The organism is Bacillus sp. LQ16, from assembly GCF_057784645.1.
This window is the reverse complement of sequence record NZ_CM173491.1, coordinates 846,207-863,131: the sequence shown is the minus strand read 5'-3', so window position 1 is coordinate 863,131 and position 16,925 is coordinate 846,207. Positions and strand designations below refer to the sequence as shown.

The 16,925-nt window shown below is 35.6% G+C and carries 22 protein-coding genes; 9 read left to right on the top strand and 13 right to left on the bottom strand.

Annotated elements, in window-relative coordinates; translation table 11 throughout:
• Positions 1-170: 170 nt before the first annotated feature.
• The gene (gene bcaP, locus AC3EMB_RS04400) at positions 171-1,631 is read left to right on the top strand and encodes a branched-chain amino acid transporter BcaP (RefSeq protein ID WP_153592908.1); all 1,461 of its coding nucleotides are present in this window, start codon (positions 171-173) and stop codon (positions 1,629-1,631) included.
• 28 nt (positions 1,632-1,659) lie between these two features.
• On the opposite strand, the gene AC3EMB_RS04395 is transcribed toward bcaP, so the two are convergent.
• The 4 genes from AC3EMB_RS04395 to AC3EMB_RS04380 all read right to left on the bottom strand — a co-directional run bounded on the left by AC3EMB_RS04395 (position 1,660) and on the right by AC3EMB_RS04380 (position 5,095).
• Positions 1,660-1,830 (bottom strand): hypothetical protein, encoded by a 171-nt coding sequence (locus AC3EMB_RS04395; protein WP_053565173.1) that lies wholly within the window; start codon positions 1,828-1,830, stop codon positions 1,660-1,662.
• A gap of 12 nt (positions 1,831-1,842) precedes the next feature.
• Positions 1,843-2,046, bottom strand: a complete 204-nt coding sequence (locus AC3EMB_RS04390) for a hypothetical protein (RefSeq protein ID WP_000391504.1) — start codon at positions 2,044-2,046, stop codon at positions 1,843-1,845.
• Positions 2,047-2,125: 79 nt separating this feature from the next.
• A complete protein-coding gene (locus AC3EMB_RS04385; RefSeq protein ID WP_488517498.1) occupies positions 2,126-4,585 on the bottom strand; it encodes a LamG-like jellyroll fold domain-containing protein in 2,460 nt (819 codons plus the stop codon).
• A gap of 261 nt (positions 4,586-4,846) precedes the next feature.
• Positions 4,847-5,095 carry a hypothetical protein gene (locus AC3EMB_RS04380; RefSeq protein WP_043924624.1) on the bottom strand — a complete coding sequence of 83 codons (249 nt, stop codon included), beginning with the start codon at positions 5,093-5,095 and terminating at the stop codon, positions 4,847-4,849.
• Here AC3EMB_RS04380 and AC3EMB_RS04375 point away from each other — a divergent pair.
• Positions 4,980-5,363, top strand: a complete 384-nt coding sequence (locus AC3EMB_RS04375; protein ID WP_488517772.1) for an S-Ena type endospore appendage — start codon at positions 4,980-4,982, stop codon at positions 5,361-5,363. The two genes, AC3EMB_RS04380 and AC3EMB_RS04375, sit on opposite strands and share 116 nt — an antisense overlap.
• A gap of 54 nt (positions 5,364-5,417) precedes the next feature.
• Here AC3EMB_RS04375 and AC3EMB_RS04370 read toward each other — a convergent pair whose 3' ends face one another.
• The 4 genes from AC3EMB_RS04370 to AC3EMB_RS04355 form a co-directional block, all read right to left on the bottom strand.
• Positions 5,418-5,762 (bottom strand): DUF3992 domain-containing protein, encoded by a 345-nt coding sequence (locus AC3EMB_RS04370; protein ID WP_000525819.1) that lies wholly within the window; start codon positions 5,760-5,762, stop codon positions 5,418-5,420.
• Between the two features lie 20 nt (positions 5,763-5,782).
• Positions 5,783-6,151, bottom strand: a complete 369-nt coding sequence (locus tag AC3EMB_RS04365; RefSeq protein WP_001277537.1) for a DUF3992 domain-containing protein — start codon at positions 6,149-6,151, stop codon at positions 5,783-5,785.
• Between the two features lie 98 nt (positions 6,152-6,249).
• A complete protein-coding gene (locus AC3EMB_RS04360) occupies positions 6,250-6,855 on the bottom strand; it encodes a DedA family protein (protein WP_000435017.1) in 606 nt (201 codons plus the stop codon).
• Between the two features lie 17 nt (positions 6,856-6,872).
• A complete protein-coding gene (locus AC3EMB_RS04355; protein ID WP_000733844.1) occupies positions 6,873-7,154 on the bottom strand; it encodes a YkvA family protein in 282 nt (93 codons plus the stop codon).
• 351 nt (positions 7,155-7,505) lie between these two features.
• Between AC3EMB_RS04355 and ku the strand changes: the two genes are divergently transcribed.
• Positions 7,506-8,318: a non-homologous end joining protein Ku gene (ku, locus tag AC3EMB_RS04350; RefSeq protein WP_053565176.1), complete on the top strand. Its 813-nt coding sequence runs from the start codon at positions 7,506-7,508 to the stop codon at positions 8,316-8,318.
• A gap of 18 nt (positions 8,319-8,336) precedes the next feature.
• Here ku and AC3EMB_RS04345 read toward each other — a convergent pair whose 3' ends face one another.
• Entirely contained in the window at positions 8,337-9,116 is a 780-nt protein-coding gene (locus tag AC3EMB_RS04345) for a DUF2935 domain-containing protein (RefSeq protein ID WP_488517497.1), read from the bottom strand.
• Positions 9,117-9,130: 14 nt separating this feature from the next.
• Positions 9,131-9,550: a VOC family protein gene (locus AC3EMB_RS04340; RefSeq protein WP_488517496.1), complete on the bottom strand. Its 420-nt coding sequence runs from the start codon at positions 9,548-9,550 to the stop codon at positions 9,131-9,133.
• A gap of 33 nt (positions 9,551-9,583) precedes the next feature.
• Here AC3EMB_RS04340 and AC3EMB_RS04335 point away from each other — a divergent pair, with 33 nt between their 5' ends.
• From AC3EMB_RS04335 to brnQ2, 4 genes are all read left to right on the top strand, one after another.
• Positions 9,584-9,799, top strand: a complete 216-nt coding sequence (locus AC3EMB_RS04335; RefSeq protein WP_000362188.1) for a spore coat associated protein CotJA — start codon at positions 9,584-9,586, stop codon at positions 9,797-9,799.
• 8 nt (positions 9,800-9,807) lie between these two features.
• Complete coding sequence (gene cotJB / locus AC3EMB_RS04330) at positions 9,808-10,071, top strand: spore coat protein CotJB (RefSeq protein ID WP_001075543.1); 264 nt, start codon at positions 9,808-9,810, stop codon at positions 10,069-10,071.
• A gap of 12 nt (positions 10,072-10,083) precedes the next feature.
• A complete protein-coding gene (gene cotJC, locus AC3EMB_RS04325) occupies positions 10,084-10,653 on the top strand; it encodes a spore coat protein CotJC (protein WP_000265278.1) in 570 nt (189 codons plus the stop codon).
• A 217-nt stretch (positions 10,654-10,870) separates the two neighbouring features.
• Complete coding sequence (brnQ2, locus tag AC3EMB_RS04320; protein WP_098126289.1) at positions 10,871-12,187, top strand: branched-chain amino acid transport system II carrier protein BrnQ2; 1,317 nt, start codon at positions 10,871-10,873, stop codon at positions 12,185-12,187.
• 41 nt (positions 12,188-12,228) lie between these two features.
• Here brnQ2 and AC3EMB_RS04315 read toward each other — a convergent pair whose 3' ends face one another.
• The 3 genes from AC3EMB_RS04315 to AC3EMB_RS04305 all read right to left on the bottom strand — a co-directional run bounded on the left by AC3EMB_RS04315 (position 12,229) and on the right by AC3EMB_RS04305 (position 14,925).
• Positions 12,229-13,233 carry an ABC transporter permease gene (locus AC3EMB_RS04315; RefSeq protein WP_000269976.1) on the bottom strand — a complete coding sequence of 335 codons (1,005 nt, stop codon included), beginning with the start codon at positions 13,231-13,233 and terminating at the stop codon, positions 12,229-12,231.
• A 1-nt stretch (position 13,234) separates the two neighbouring features.
• Positions 13,235-14,101, bottom strand: a complete 867-nt coding sequence (locus tag AC3EMB_RS04310) for an ABC transporter permease subunit (protein ID WP_142947103.1) — start codon at positions 14,099-14,101, stop codon at positions 13,235-13,237.
• Positions 14,102-14,190: 89 nt separating this feature from the next.
• Positions 14,191-14,925, bottom strand: a complete 735-nt coding sequence (locus tag AC3EMB_RS04305) for a YwaF family protein (RefSeq protein ID WP_000388712.1) — start codon at positions 14,923-14,925, stop codon at positions 14,191-14,193.
• 211 nt (positions 14,926-15,136) lie between these two features.
• Here AC3EMB_RS04305 and AC3EMB_RS04300 point away from each other — a divergent pair, with 211 nt between their 5' ends.
• Together AC3EMB_RS04300 and AC3EMB_RS04295 are read left to right on the top strand one after the other, a co-directional pair.
• Positions 15,137-16,240, top strand: a complete 1,104-nt coding sequence (locus AC3EMB_RS04300; RefSeq protein WP_000728807.1) for an efflux RND transporter periplasmic adaptor subunit — start codon at positions 15,137-15,139, stop codon at positions 16,238-16,240.
• Complete coding sequence (locus AC3EMB_RS04295; protein WP_000609104.1) at positions 16,237-16,911, top strand: ABC transporter ATP-binding protein; 675 nt, start codon at positions 16,237-16,239, stop codon at positions 16,909-16,911. The genes AC3EMB_RS04300 and AC3EMB_RS04295 overlap by 4 nt, the downstream gene beginning before the upstream one ends.
• Positions 16,912-16,925 lie beyond the last annotated feature (14 nt).

Below are 16,925 nucleotides of genomic sequence, written 5' to 3'. Positions count from 1 at the left end.
CAGTGGGTCGTTAACCCCCGTCCATTTCTGCAAGTAGTTTCCCCTATTGATCCGCATTTTATTTGTCATATTTTTATTTGACAAAATATTCTGAATTATATTAAGATTAATCCAGCAATTTTAAAAAACTACATACCATAACTGCACCTCCACTTACTTACTCTTTTTTAATGGGCTCATACTATAGTCGCAGTTATGGAAATGAAAAAACGGGGGGAGAGTCCAAAGTGAAGTCATTATTACGAAAAAAAGCGCTTAGTACTGAATCACCAAAGCAGCTAGATAGAACATTAACTGCACTCGATTTAACGTTTTTAGGGATCGGCGCCGTAATTGGGACAGGGATCTTTGTATTAACAGGTATTGTTGCAGCAAAACATTCTGGTCCTGGTATTATGCTATCATTTCTTATTGCTGCATTTACTTGTGCTTGTGTAGCCTTTTGTTATGCTGAATTTGCTTCTTCTATTCCTGTCTCAGGAAGTGTGTATACTTACGCATACATGACAGTCGGAGAAGTCGTCGCCTTCATCGTCGGATGGTGTTTAATGCTCGAATATTTACTTGCCGTTGCAGCAGTAGCTGTCGGTTGGTCTGGTTATTTGCAATCATTACTACAAGGGTTCAATATACACCTGCCCGCCATAATCGCCTCGGCCCCCGGCGTAGGAAAAGGTGGTCTCATCGATTTACCAGCTGTCTGCATTTTACTTCTTATTACTGGCCTTTTAAGTTTTGGTATACGTGAAAGCGCACGCATTAATAATATTATGGTTCTTATTAAACTAGCTGTTATCATTGCCTTTATCGTAGCAGGCGCAAAATATGTAAAGCCTGAAAACTGGACACCGTTCATTCCATTCGGATACGACGGTATTATTACCGGAGCTGCCACTGTATTCTTCGCCTTTTTAGGTTTTGATGCAATCGCAACCGCTGCAGAAGAAACGAAAAAACCGCAGCGTGACTTACCAATTGGTATTATCGGTTCTCTTCTTATTTGTACTGTTTTATATATGATCGTATCTTTCGTTTTAACAGGTATGGTTCCTTATACGCAATTAGACGTTTCTGATCCAGTTGCATTTGCATTGCATTTCGTTGGTGAGGACACAATTGCAGGACTACTCGCTGTTGGAGCGATGACTGGAATGACAACCGTCCTTTTAGTCGTTATGTATGGACAAGTTCGTGTTTCGTATGCGATGAGCCGTGACGGCCTACTTCCAAAAGCGCTAGCACGTGTAAATAAAAGAGTAAAAATCCCTTTATTAAATACGTGGATTACTGGTGTTGTTGCCGCTTTATTAGCAGGGCTTTTAGATTTACATTTGCTAGCGAATTTAGTAAACATCGGTACGTTAACAGCCTTTACATTCGTTTGCTGCGCTGTACTTATTTTACGAAAAACACACCCTGATTTAAAACGTGGATTCCGTACACCTTTCGTACCTGTATTACCCGTTGTCGCGATTCTTTGCTGCTTATATTTAATGATCAATTTGTCTAAAACAACATGGATTAGCTTTGCAGTTTGGCTTATAGTCGGCTTATGCTTCTATTTCTTCTACTCTAGAAAGCATAGTCACTTAGCTACCGAAAAAACGAATGATGAAAAGAAAAAAGCATAATAAAATAGCTCGCCGTTTTAGCGGCGAGCTATTTTTCTGTACTATTATATTTTTTCGTTAACGATTGTAAAATGAAAAATATGCCGATGCAAGCTGTAAACCATGCCCAATTTCCTATTGGCGTTGCGTATTTAACAATTCCAATACCTACAAGTAATAGGAAAATAATCACCTGATATATGAACTTCCACTTTTGCATATATTCCCTCCTTTACTTCGTTCCCTTCTTTTTCTTCTTCCATGCATTTAAACTATCAAAGAAGAAATTAATAAATAACGTGCCTAAACCCGCTAATAAAAACGTCATTAAAAATAGAACCCATATACTTTTTTCTTTTAAGAAATAATATCCTACAAGGAGCACAACCGCGATCCATACATATTCAAGAATTCTTTTTAGCTTTTTCTCTTCCAAATTATTCGCTCCTTCATTCTATACTAATTTTAGTATAACAAAAAAGAAGCCTATCATGATAAGCTTCTTTTCCTCTCTCTTATTTGTTCATACTTTTTTCAACAAGTGAAATTGTATACTCTAATGTACGATTCATCGTTTCTACCTGTGCATCTTTTACTTTTACATCTTTCACTACAGCTTCGGCCACTGTAATTTTTTGACTCAATGCTTTCACTGAACCGTCCGTTACATTTGCATCTTGCGCTTTTTTCACTACTACTTTTGCAGATTCAATATTGATTTGTAATTTTTCTTTCGGTGTTTTCGGTTGTTCTACTACTTTAGATTGTACAAATGTTACATTAGCTGTTTTTAATTCGTTATATGTTTGAACGATTTGCTCTCCCGTACTCCCTACATTTTCAAACACTTGTTTTGCATTATTATAGCTTTTCTCTAGTTCTTGAAATGCTTCCTTTGAATATTGACCTGGCTTATCTCCAAATCCATACGTTCCAGCTAACACTTCTTTTACTTTTCCAAGCTCTTCAAATAAAGCAGTTACTTGCTCTAACTTCGTACGATTAGAAAACTCATTGTACGCTGCTAATACTTCTGAAGAACTTAACGCTTTACTATATAATTTCGCAAGCGCGATTTGTCCATTTAACGGAATACCACCATTTCCGTTACTATCAGGATCCGCTCCAAATGCAAATGGTACGTTTGGATGATACACTTTCCCAGTAGCTGGCTGACTATTTACTTTTTTACCATCTACGTAAATTGCGACTTCACTTCCGTTATACGTTCCTGTTAAATGATACGTTTTGTTCGCTTCTAATTGAACTCCAACACGTTTATAGCTGCCACCAATGTGAGCCCATAATTCAACATATCCACTTCCTGTAGACTCAAATCCAATTCCGCCGCTCTCTGTATTTTGCAAAATACCTTGGCCATGGATTTGATTCATTGAAAATACCGTTTCTAGCGTAAATGTATTTGCTACTTTTTCTTTTTGTGCTGCTGAAAATGGAAGGTATCCAAATGTATTAGATTGTCCGTTTAACTTCATCACATTCTTTTTCAATGCTTTATCATATTCAATAACCACATTGCCCTTCACATCACCTTTTGTACCAAATGGTGAATTGTCTTTAAATGTACCATCTGCAAAGTTTACATCGAAAACATCAGCTTTTGGTACTTTCACATTCGGGTCAATATTATCTTTTTTCGTAGTAATTTCCGCAGTTAACGGCTGTGCGGTTTCATTGCCGAATGAATCGATTGCAACGACTTCAAGTGTATATGTTTTCCCGCCATCTAACCCTGCAAGCGTAAATGTAAGATCTTTTGGCACTGGATCACGGTAAAACTCTGAGAATGCTAACAATTTATTTTTTATTTCACCCGTTTGCTTATCTCTAGCCTGTACACGGTAAGAGTGAACAAGAAGGTTGTCCAATGCTTGCGGGAATGTTACTGTTGCCGCATTTTCTGTTACATTTGATACAGCAAGCTTTGCATCCTTAGCAAAGTAAGGCTTTTCTTTATCACGATCTTCTACATGTGTAAATGTTTCTTTCTTTGCTGGTAATTTAATTTTCCAAGGCTCGCCTGTCCAAGAATTCGTATGGAAATCACGGCGATTAATCGTTACTTCTTCATCATCTACTTCTACTAATAAACCTTGGCTTAACGTACTAGCTCCTGGCGGGATATTCCCCTGTACTTTACCACCTTCAACTTCCATATAACTTACTGAAGATGTACCAACTGATGTAAAGTCTTTTTGATGTATCGATCTTGGATCATCTAATGGATAATGTGAATGACCTGAAAACGTAATAACTTGTGGGTATTCTTTTAATACCGCATTAATTTTTGCGCTATCTTGTGTTCCCCATTCATGACTACCGTATACTGTCTCTTTAATGTGTTGATGTAAAAATACAAAAATCGGTTTTTCTGGATCATCTTTTTGCGCTTTCGCCATTTCTTCTTTTAACCAATTAATTTGCTTGTCTGAATAATATCCATGAGTTGTTCCATTCTCTGGAGACATAACAAGGAAGTGATAACCTTTTACCACTTTATGATAATAAATTGATTCCATACCTGTTTTTTCTAAGAAGCGCTTCTGCGCACCTTCTACAGATAAACCGTTCCAATAATCATGGTTACCAAGAGAATTCATTCGCACAGCATCTTTATTTGCATTTTCATTGTACACTTGCATGAAACGATCATATTGCTGCACCGATCCTGTATCCGTGAAATCACCTACAATAACAAATGCATCTTGCTTCGGTGCTAATGTATTAAACTGTTCGATCGCTCTTTTCCAGCGAAACGTATCATCTGTTCCACTATTTTTAATATGCACATCACTTACAACTGGAAAAACTATCTTCTTCTCACTTGATGCCTTTTCTTGCTTTTTCTCTTCCGCCTTGACTGATGTACTCCACGGAAATGATACGAATGCTAATACAAAAACCATTAATAATCCAATAAGGCCTTTTACTTTTCTTAGAGCATTTCTGTCCACGTGAATCCTCCTCATAATAATTGATTCATTACAAGGGCTATTTTATCTAATACATGTTAATGTCGTTTAAATAACAAATGAACTTTATTAGATTTTTGTAAATATACAGTTAATTAGAAATTAAGTCCAACATTCCTCGTACTATTGTATACAACCACCTTTTGTCTAAAAGAGTCTGATCATTCTTTTCCTATGACTATTCACATATAATCTTTTCTATAACGCTAATGATAAGTTAAGGTTTAAGCCTATTAGACAATCTTAATTTTTAATATTTCCTTCTTTTTTTAACACATCGGCCATGCTTTTACATTTAATAGTAGTAAAAGACAACTTAAAAGGAGGGGTTGTATTGAAGAATAAAAAAAATATCGGCTGTTTCGCTCCTTTATCTATTATTTGTCCAGACCCTTGTCCACCGCCCCCTCCTCCAAATCCAAATTGCGAGCGAGTAACAAATGAATTTGCAGGGAATTTCCTCATAACTAATAACACCATCCCCTCTGCCAAAGATGCATCACAATCAATGATACTATGGCAAAGTGATGGGATACTACTTATATCAGGTACTGTCTCGGTTTACAATAGTACTAGCAGCACCGAAGCAATTACAATTCAAATCGTTGGAACAGTAACCAATATTTTCACTGTGTTTCCTGGCAATACAATATCGTACACAGGAAAAGACTTACAGTCGTTCAGTATTATTAATATAACAAGTAATCCTTCACTATATTTAGAAGGCAAGTACTGTTGCGAATTTACATGTTGCTTATAGAATACCAATTTCATTACTTTCTAAAAAAAAGCATACCATTTACGGTATGCTTTTTTATGAAATTGGATAACGTACTGTAATACAAAACTCGCCTTGATTAACAGTCGTTCCTGTCGTAGTAATTCGGACAGTAGTAAAATATCGGACAGTGAAAGTACCACTACTTTGTGGTTGTACAGTAATTGTATCAACTACTGTTGCACCTACTAAAAAATCAACTGTAATCGGGTTGGCACCTACATCATACTTCACGTAGCCTGAACCATATACTTCTTGCGTGATATTATTTGTATATACAATTTGAGTACCAGCACCTGTAATAGACCAGTCTGTACATACTTGGTCTTGCACAAGTGTTTTATTAGAACAACAAGACAAACTGGAACTTCTCATTCCCATTTCGATCCTCTCCTATTCTGCTATGAAAGTGGATAACGTGTTGTAATACAAAATTCTCCCTGATACGTTCCAGCAGGTGTTGCAGGTAACACAACTTGTATACTATCAAAGCGGCGATACGTAAAAGCAATACTCGTTCCTGGGTTTAATGTTTGTGTATCAATTGTACCCCCAGCAGAATCAAGTACCTCTACAGTAATTGGGCCTGGTCCAACATCATATTTAACAAAACCAGTACCAATTACGTTTTGGTTAATATTATTTGTATAGAGAACATTATCAATTGCTGTTGCAACTACAGTAGCAGACCACGGACTACACACTTTATCTTGCACATAATTTTTATCTGGACAACAAGTTAATGCTGACCCTGAGCACTCACAAGACATAGTTGTTTCCCCTCTCTCTTTTATATTCCCTATATGTGTATGTCCCTCAGAGTCTTTTGCCTGTACTATTCATCTATTTTCAAAAAATATTCAAATGACTAGATAGATTCCGTTTTGTTTCTTTTCTTCATATATTTATAGACAAAGATACTAGCCACGATAAGAATAACGCCGCCTAATATCGGTAGCATATATTGCCCAACAACATCTGCTGCTTTTTCCCAATGCGGACCTAATTTCATTCCAAAATAAACATATAAAGTCGTTAACGGGAACATTGCTACAAATGTATATATGCTGAATTTCCATATGTTCATTTTCGCCATACCACATGGAACAGAAATAAGCGTTCTAACTCCCGGTACAAAGCGTCCAACAAATGCTACAACCGGTCCATATTTCTCGAAGAAATCATCTGCTTTTTGAATTTGTTCTTCTTTAATGAAGAAGTATTTCCCGTATTTTATTAATAGAGGACGGCCACCGTAATAACCGAGTGCGTATAACGTTAACGGTCCTGTCGTTCCGCCAAGCGTTCCGGCTAGTACAGCAAGCCAAAAATTCATATCACCCTCGTATACCCAATACCCAACCATGGGCAAAACTACTTCTGCCGGAATAAATTCAAACGTTAATGCTAACACAACTCCAAAATAAGAAAACTGCTTTAAAAATTCGATTATATCTAAAATAATTTGCTCCATATTTTCTACCCCAACTCCTATCCTACGTTTACGTTATGCTTTTCTTGTAATTGAACTGGCGCCATTTTTACAATTCGGTTCAAAATAAATAACACAATTCCAATATCATCTAAAATACCAATAAACGGTAAGAAGTCTGGAATTAAATCAAGCGGCATCGCAACATAACCAACTAAAAACGCAATAGATAAAATTTTCTTCTTTATTGAAACCTCTTTTGAAGTGAAAAAGTCAAATAGGAATGGAACAAATCGGCGAACATGAAATACAACTCTTAATCTACTAATAAGTTTTTTCATTTTTATATCTCCTCTCTTTGTATACAAAAAGGCCCCTACCAAACATGGTAAGGGTCCTAAAAAAGACAATAAGGGGCCTTTACCATTGCTGGTAAAGGTCTCACTAACAACGAAACGTTGCCAATAAAGCCGAGGGTTTCTCCCTGTAATGACGACTTTACTGTAATAAGTTACTCCCCTTTATATACACAATTTTATACAATCACATTAAAATATTTTGGAGGGCTTGTCAATATATTTTATATCCCACATCCTCCTGCTTAACATTCCGTAAAAACAAAAAACGTATAGGAAATTTCTTACTATCTCATAATATACATAATCATTTTTGAATGAAAGGAGAGGCTTCATTTGCATACCGTATGGAAAGGTGCCCTTTCACTTGGACTATTAAATATAGGAATCAAACTATACAGTGCCGTAGAAGAAAACGATATAAAATTTTTAAGTCTTCATAAAGAATGCTTAACACCTATTAAATATAAAAAATTTGCTCCTGATTGTACGGATGAAGAAATTGATGATAAAGATATTGTAAAAGCCTATGAATACGCACCTCATAAGTACATTATTATGGATGAAAAAGAATTAGCTGAGTTGCAAAAAGCTCACGAACCAAGATCTATTCGTATTATATCTTTTGTCCAAAATAACGAAATTGATTCTGTTCTCTACGATCGTTCTTATTTTATAGGCCCTACCTCAGGACATGAAAAATCGTATTTATTATTAAAAGAAGCTCTTGAACGTACAAATAAACTTGGTCTTATCCATATTTCCATTAGAAAAAAACAACATTTAGCTATTATCCGTAACTTTGAAGATGGGCTTATATTACAAACTATTCACTACCCTAATGAAATTCGCGATATAACAAATACACCTAACTTACCAAGTAATGAAAATTATCCGATTCAAAAACAAGAACTCACAGCAGCAATCAATTTAATCCACCATCTTACAAATCCTTTCGAACAAGAGTTATATACAGATGAATATAAAGAAGCTCTTACCGAATTAATCGAAAATAAAATTGAACAACAGGAAAAAACCGAAACCATCTCTCCTGCTCCAAACATCATCAATATTATGGAGACATTACAGGCAAGTATTGAACAAGCAAAAATAAAAAGAGACAATAAAACAGAAAAAGAGGCCAAATAAAATTGACCTCTTTTTTCTTTAAAGCGGATTACATTTTGGCATCTCAAGTCCAGAAGATTGTGCTAATTTTAATAAGTAATAACATTCTTCTCTTGCCATATGATCCGCCATTCTAGCAGATAACGCACTTAATATTTCATTCGATAACTCCATCTCTTCAACCTCATGGAGAAAATGCGAAAATAATTTTAACTCAAGTGAAACATCTTTTGTAAACTTCTTTAATGCAGGAAAATGATGCAGCTCTGTCCGTAAATAACCTGTCATCTCAACTGCCTTTAAGTAAAATTGTTCAAAGTGCTTCGTAAATTCTTCACTTTTCTCTTTCAATCTTTTTTCAACAAGATCTAATCCACCAGAAATAGAGCCTGCATGACCAGCCGCATCCGTTAACCAAACGAGATGATAATGTAATTCATGAAAAACAGGCGGAACTTCTCCTTTCTTTAAAAATTCTAACACCATTATATATTCTTCTACTTCGTTTACCATATGATTGATGAAAGTTGGCGTAAAATGAATAGTGATTTTTCCCTCGAGTTGTTTCTGTATAATACTTAATTTAAACGTTCGTATTTCCTTTGCGGCCCGTTCTGCCTCTTTTGAAAATGCAATGAGATTCACATCATGAACTTTATTTAAAAGATTCATAAATGTTTCAAGAAAATATGTGGCCTTCTTTATATCTTCTTTTTCCTTCGGAGCTAATGCATCAAGTAAAAATTGCGAATGATCAGTAAGCACCCTTAGCCAAAATTGATGCTCAAACAACGCACTTTCTTCATAATTCCGCTCCACTAAATCGCCTCCGTTTATTCATCCTTCTCTGTCACTTGAAGTTTATATCCATCTGGGTCTTGTACTACAATACTCTTCTCACTTTTGTTTTCTGTATATGCAATTTTATAAAACACTAACCTCTTCTTTAAATTCTCTATGTTAGAAATTGAAAATGTTAAACCAGCGCATGAATTCGTAAAACTCTTCTCTCGTCCCCCTAACATGCGATTCATAACAAAACTAATTCTCTTTGAATCAGAATCATACCAAACCCCTGTTACATCCAATTGAGGTCTTTCTAAACTAGGTCTTATTCCTAAAATCCCTTCGTAAAAATACAAAGTTTCCTTTAAATTTTTCACTTCTAATATAATACATTGCTCCACATTCATTCCCCCTGTACCTATTACCTTTTTATATGTGTCATAAATGCCTATTATGTCTGAATACAATACGTAGTGATGAAGATATGAGGAGGTTTATTAATGGATAAATACATGAAATCATATGTGCCATATCATAGCCCTCAAGATCCTTGTCCTCCTATTGGAAAAAAATATTACTCTACCCCTCCTAATTTATATTTAGGTTTTCAACCGCCAAATTTACCACAGTTCTCACCGAAAGAAGCACTACAAAAAGGAACTTTATGGCCTGTTTTTTATGATTATTACGAAAATCCTTATAAAAAAGGGCGGTGACTACTGACGTGAATCAACCACTACCAGAAGAATATTATCGACTTTTAGAGAATCTCCAAGAATTAGACTTTGTATTAGTGGAACTAACACTTTACTTAGACACCCACCCAGACGATACAGCAGCTATTAATCAATTTAATGACTTTTCCTATAAACGAAGAGTATTAAAACAACAAATGGAAGAAAAATATGGACCGCTTCAACAGTATGGAAATAGCTATTCTAATGCCCCTTGGGAATGGAGTAAAGGTCCTTGGCCATGGCAAATATAAAGGAGAGAAACTATGTGGATTTATGAAAAAAAATTACAATACCCTGTTAAAGTAGGAACTTGTAATCCAGCACTTGCAAAATTATTAATTGAGCAATACGGTGGTGCAGATGGAGAATTAGCCGCTGCACTACGCTACTTAAATCAGCGCTATACAATTCCCGATAAAGTCATTGGCCTCCTTACCGATATTGGTACAGAAGAATTTGCACATCTTGAAATGATTGCTACGATGGTTTATAAGCTGACAAAAGATGCGACTCCTGAACAGATGAAGGCAGCTGGTCTCGATCCTCATTACGTTGACCATGACAGCGCACTTCATTACCATAACGCAGCTGGCGTTCCATTTACTGCAACCTATATACAAGCTAAAGGTGATCCAATTGCCGACCTATACGAAGATATTGCTGCTGAAGAAAAAGCGCGTGCCACATATCAATGGCTTATTAACCAATCTGACGATCCCGATATAAATGACAGTTTACGCTTTTTACGCGAACGAGAAATTGTCCATTCACAACGTTTCCGAGAAGCGGTTGAAATTTTAAAAGAAGAACGCGATAGAAAAATATATTTTTAATACACGTATCCTAGCGATATGTGTTTTTTTATGTTAAAAGTTAAATCCTTCCTATTAAACATATAAATAGTATATTTATTCGATTTAATGCATTATTTTTTAATATTTTCAAAATTCCCTATTGCTTTCTAGTCATCAGACCTTTAAAATAATAACAGTTACTCGACAAATTATTTGAATTTTCGACAAAAACACTCATTAGGAGGATTTTCTTTATATGCGTACAACTTTAAAACCAGCGCAAATACTTTCGATTAGTTTATTACTATTCGCAGTTTTCTTCGGTGCTGGTAATATGATTTTCCCGCCCCTTCTCGGTCTTTCTTCCGGAGAAAATATGTGGGTTTCCATTACAGGGTTTATTATTACAGACGTCGGTTTATCTTTACTTGCTATCGTTGCTGTTGCCCTTGCTGGTGGTAGTTTTAACACTTTAGCGAGCCGTGTTCATCCAAAATTCGCAGCAGTATTCGCTATCATTATTTATCTTTCAATCGGCCCACTATTTGTTATTCCACGAACTGGATCTGTATCTTATGAAATTGGGATTGCACCACTTTTCCCAGATCAATGGTATTCTATGTTAGTTTTTAGTGCGATTTTCTTTACAGTCGTTTACTTCTTATCATTAAATCCATCCAAGCTAGTAGATCATATCGGTAAAATATTAACGCCAATTTTACTTGTAATTATTGCAATTATGGCAACAAAAGCGATTCTTTCACCAGGAACGTTTGCAGAGCCTATCGGTGACTATAAAGACATCCCGTTTTTCAAAGGATTTCTTGAAGGATTTTTAACGTTAGATGCAATTGGCGCTCTCGTACTATCAACAATTGTTGTAAATGCAATTCGTCAAAACGGTATACAAGAGAAGAAATCTATCGCAAAATATACAATCATTTGCGGAAGCATCGCTGCTCTATTCTTAACAATTGTTTACTTCTTACTCGGTTATATCGGAGCTTCAAACGGGAACTTAGGGCAATTCGAAAACGGTGGTCAACTATTAGCTACTGTTATGTATCAATTCTTTGGGACAAGCGGTAATATTTTATTAAGTATCGCCATTATCTTCGCTTGTTTAACGACGGCAATTGGTGTTGTAAGTGCATTTGCAAATTACTTCACAACAGTGCTAACAAATGTTTCATACAAAAAGCTTGTGCTATACGTTTGTATCTTTAGTTTCGTTATTTCAAACTTAGGATTAAGCTTATTAATTAAAATCACACTACCTGTATTAATTATTTTGTACCCAATTACGATCATTTTAGTTTTCGTATCATTTATCGATAAATATACGAAACGTAAACCTTCTGTCTACATTGGAGCAATGATCGCAGCATTTATTATTAGCTGTATTCATGCACTTGATAATGTGGGAATGATACCAGGTTTTATCGCTAATATTGTACACACGATTCCTTTTTATAACTTAGGAATTGGCTGGATCATTCCAGCAATAATCGGTGGTATAATTGGATACTTTATTCCGCAAACAGAAGCTGAAGGTGAAGTTTCTGCAAAGTAAAAAGAAGCAAGCATGAAATCCATGCTTGCTTCTTTTTCTCTTCACATCGTATGTTTAAACGTAAACAACTCTTCCTTTGACTGTACAGCAGATTGTTCCTCTTCTACAACTTCCTTCTTTATCTCTCCCCCTAATCGAACTTTCAACATCGCCTCTTCTAGACTTTTTACAATCATATTTCCTGAAAAAATGGTAAGCCCGAAAAATGTAATTGGGACGAGAGGAATCCATGGATGCACTGTTAAAGATCTAAAATAGACTCCAATTAGCCCTGACCATTCATGTGTGTAAGATTCTATTTCTTCTATCGGTCCTAAAAACTTAACCGTTCCGCCAAAGAATATTTCTAGTAACCCTAAGTGCAGTAAAATAGTAAGAGTCTGCGTAAACTGCTGAAAAAATACAAGTATAAACGTCATATAAAGGTGCGGGAAAAGATGCTTTATAACAATATGTCTTCTCGATCCACCTAATATGCGTGCGGCATCAACAAATTCCTCCGTTCGCAATTTACGAACTTCCTTCGCAACATACAGTGCAATAACTGGCATTACAAGCATTACAAGTAAGACAACTTGAAACGAAGCCCTTTCAAAAAAGGTTGTTGTTTCCTCCCCGCTTCCAAATGCATTTGCAGATTGAAGAAAAAAATACGCAATCATAACTGTCGGAATAACTGTAAAACTATCAAAGAAAGCCTCAATTTTTGAAAATCCTCTTTTTATATACGTTCCGAGTACGACACCGAAAAACACACCTATTACCATTCTAAGTGCCGCAATTAAAATAGATATACCAATCGTCCACTTCGCGCCTTCAATAACTAAATGTAAAAGGTCGTATCCTTTCCGATCTGTCCCGAGTAAAAATTGTAATGAAGGTGAAAACGGTGGCACTTGTGGATTTTCATCCGCATCATATTGCAATGTAACTTGTCTAATATGTCCATCATTCCATAACGTATTTCCGATGCTCAAAAGAACTAATAGGAGAAGAAACCCAATGCTTATCCAAAATCTTTTATCACGTTTTATATACGTCCACATATTATAATCTCTCCTTCATCGCAGCCGGAATGAGATAATGAAACAATTTAAATAAAATAAAAATCGGAATATATATAAGAAGCACACTAACGATGAAAACCTCAACTTTAATACCAAAATAAGATTTCAAAAACATAAAAATACCACCCGTATTAAAAATCCATTCTATAATATATAAATTAGATAACATAAAAAAGATATTCGTTTTCGCAAAGAATAATGTACTAAGCAACACATTTCGTAAAATATGACGATTTAAAATATGAAAGCGCCCCAGCCCTTTCGCCTTAGCAAATAGTACATAATCTTTTTCTAGTTCATTTTCAAAACGAAGCACGACCATTTTTACAAACATAATCGTAGTCGGGATGCTCAAACAAAGTATCGGCAATCCTCTAATTGACTCGCCTCCAATTGAAGCAATTTGAAAAGGTAAAAAACCTGTTTGTTTAAAAAACCATATAACTAAAATTTGTGATACTAAAATAAGAAGGATATCTGGAATAGATTCTAGGAAGATAAGAAATGATTTAATTCGATGTTGTATACGCGGTGAACTACTCATAATTACATAAACAATACAAAATGCTACAAATAATGAAATAAAAAAAGCAGCTAAAAAAATAATAATCGTTTCTTTATAATGGACGAACAGCTGCGGAAATAAAAATTTACCTTTCACATATTGCAAATTGGAAATATCCATTAAGTTCACAAACACTTCTTTTAAACTCTGTATGTACTTTGATACATCCAGCTTAAATCCATAAAACAATTTCGGCAGAGCCCCTAACATAATAATCCCCAAAATCGAAATAATAAATTGAATTGTCACTTCCATCCCATTCAGAAAAACTTTTTTGACCACGTTTTCCCTTCTCTCTCTTTATATTTTACTCTCTAATTTTATTCTTAATTTTCTGAATTGTAAATATTCAACCATAAAAAATCACTAGGTTATGATCCTAGTGATTCTTTATGCGCATGCCTTTCTCTTTTTGCAAACGGCATATACAAAATAAAACACCCAATAAGCGCTGCGAGTTCTAATGAAATAATATAGTAAGGATGCGGTCCTAACATATCGAGTAATGAAGCTGTTTCTGGCTTATGAGCTAAAAACATATAATTACCGCCTGTTTTATAATTCACAAACGAAACAAGCGGAATCAATATGTTTAAAAATATCATCGTACGCTTAATAGATTGCAAGGTCGGTCTATAGCCTTCCACCCAAGTCATAAAGAGTGGTGCCCAAATGAGCAATATATGCGCGATAAAATATTCAATGAAACGAAAATGCGGAAAAGCATACTGCAAGTTTGGCGTTAAAATAGCTTGTGATGCACCAATAATTCCCGTGAAAAATACAATCTCATATATGCGGTAACTTTTCGTTACGATCATAATCGACGCTAATAATAAACTAATCGTACATAATTCAAACGGTAATGAAGTAGCTAGCTCAAAAATCCCCGCTTTCCACTCCCACATATGAAGCCCAATTTCACTACCTATAAATAAAAATGCAATTGCATATCGAACCGTTATATTCCACTCACTTTGACGTAATACATCTTGGTATTGATACAGAAAAAATATCCCCACCAACATAATAAATAATATAAGGGCATGTTGCCTTGTGTATGGAATAAATGGTTTTAATGGGTGTGCGCTAAAATAAGCTTCCATCTTCCTTCCTCCTTTCCTCCATACAATATTATTGTAAGAAAGAAACGACGAGTCAATTCATTTGCTTACACTAGGACAACCTCTACCTTACATTTACATATTCATACCTTACAAAACTGTAAGGTTATTGTAAGCTAAAACGATTTGTCAGATTCTTTACCTCTTCTATACTTAATGTAGATACTAAAACGAACGAAAAGGTGATAAATAGATGAAGAAGAAAAATAAAGTGTTAATTACTAGTGTAGTAGCAATCGGAATTGCAGCTGGATCATACTTTGCATTTGCTGGTGGCGGTTCAGATGTAGCAATGGCATATAGCGGATATAAAGTAACCGAAAAACAAATCCAAAACGCGCAAAAATTTGGTGGCGAAGTTATTCCAAATGGAATTGAAACTATTTCATTCGATCCAACAAAAGGAACATATGAATTAGCTGTGAAAAAAGGCGATGAAGTGAAAAAAGGTCAGCTTCTATTTAAATACAATGATCCGACTGCGAAACAAGGTGTAACAGAAGCAGAAATGCAAAAGAAAATCGCACAAAAAGAAGTAACGTTGCTCCAAAAACAAATTGATGTAGCGAAACAAAAATTACAAAAAGATAAAAATGCAGGCCTTCCTGCTGAAGCATTAAAAGCATCAGAAGCCGAAGTTGGGCAATTAGAATCACAAATTGAAATGAAAAAGTTTGAAGTTGAAAAAGCTGATGAAATGATTAAAGCAGCAAAAGAGAAAGTAAACAATCTTTCTGTAACAAGTCCTGCTGATGGCGTAATTGATGATATCGTAAAAACTGCTGACGAAAAAACAGGTATGAGCGGAATTACTCTTCGTCACGCTGGTCAATTTAAAGTAAAAGGTCAAATTTCTGAATATGAGCTTGCTAGTATGAAAGTTGGGCAAGAAGTAACTGTTTCATCAAAAACTGTCGCTGGTAAGACTTGGACAGGAAAAGTAACAGAAATCGGTTCTACACCATTAAAGAGCATGGATGAAAATAAAACTGTTTCTAACTATCAATTCACTGTCACATTAGATAATAGTGACGAATTACAAAACGGCTTCCACGTTTACGTAACAAGTAAATCTGGCGAAGCAACTGGTACAATTGTTCCGAAAAGCAGTATCGTGAAAAAAGGTGACAAAAATGTTGTCTTCGTTGTAAAAGACGGTAAGGCGAAAGAACAAGCAGTTACTGTTGAATTCGAGACTGATAGCGAAGCAAAAGTTTCTGGAGTGAAAAAAGGAGAGGAAATTATCTCTAAACCTGAAAAAGACTTAAAAGATGGTATGGAGGTTGTCGCCCAGTGATTAACTTAAAAGGCATCACGAAATCCTTCCAAAATGGTGCAGAGTCCGTTCAAATATTACACGGAATTGACGTAACACTGAACCAAGGAGAATTCACTTCAATTATGGGACCTTCTGGTTCTGGTAAATCAACACTAATGAACATTATCGGTTGCTTAGATAAACCGACGACAGGTACGTACGAACTAGCCGGTCAAAATATTTCAAACATGACTGAAACAGAACTTGCACACGTACGTAATAAAGAGATCGGATTCGTATTCCAAAACTTCATGTTATTACCGAGACTTACAGCGCTTCAAAATGTAGAACTACCTCTTATTTACGCTGGAGTCGATAAAAAAGAAAGACGCGAGCGCTCATTAGCCGCTTTAACAAAAGTCGGTTTAGCTGATCGCGCTACTCACTTACCGAACGAATTATCCGGTGGTCAAAAGCAACGTGTCGCCGTTGCCCGCGCAATCGTAAATAACCCGAAATTCATTTTAGCCGATGAACCGACGGGAGCACTTGATACGAAAACAAGTACACAAATTATGGACCTCTTTTACGAATTAAATAAACAAGGCTCAACAATCATTATGATTACCCATGACCGTGAAATCGGGGAAGCTGCAGCACGTCAAATTGTAATTCGTGACGGAAATATCGTCCAAGATTGGAGAGGTTAATTTTGAATACGAGT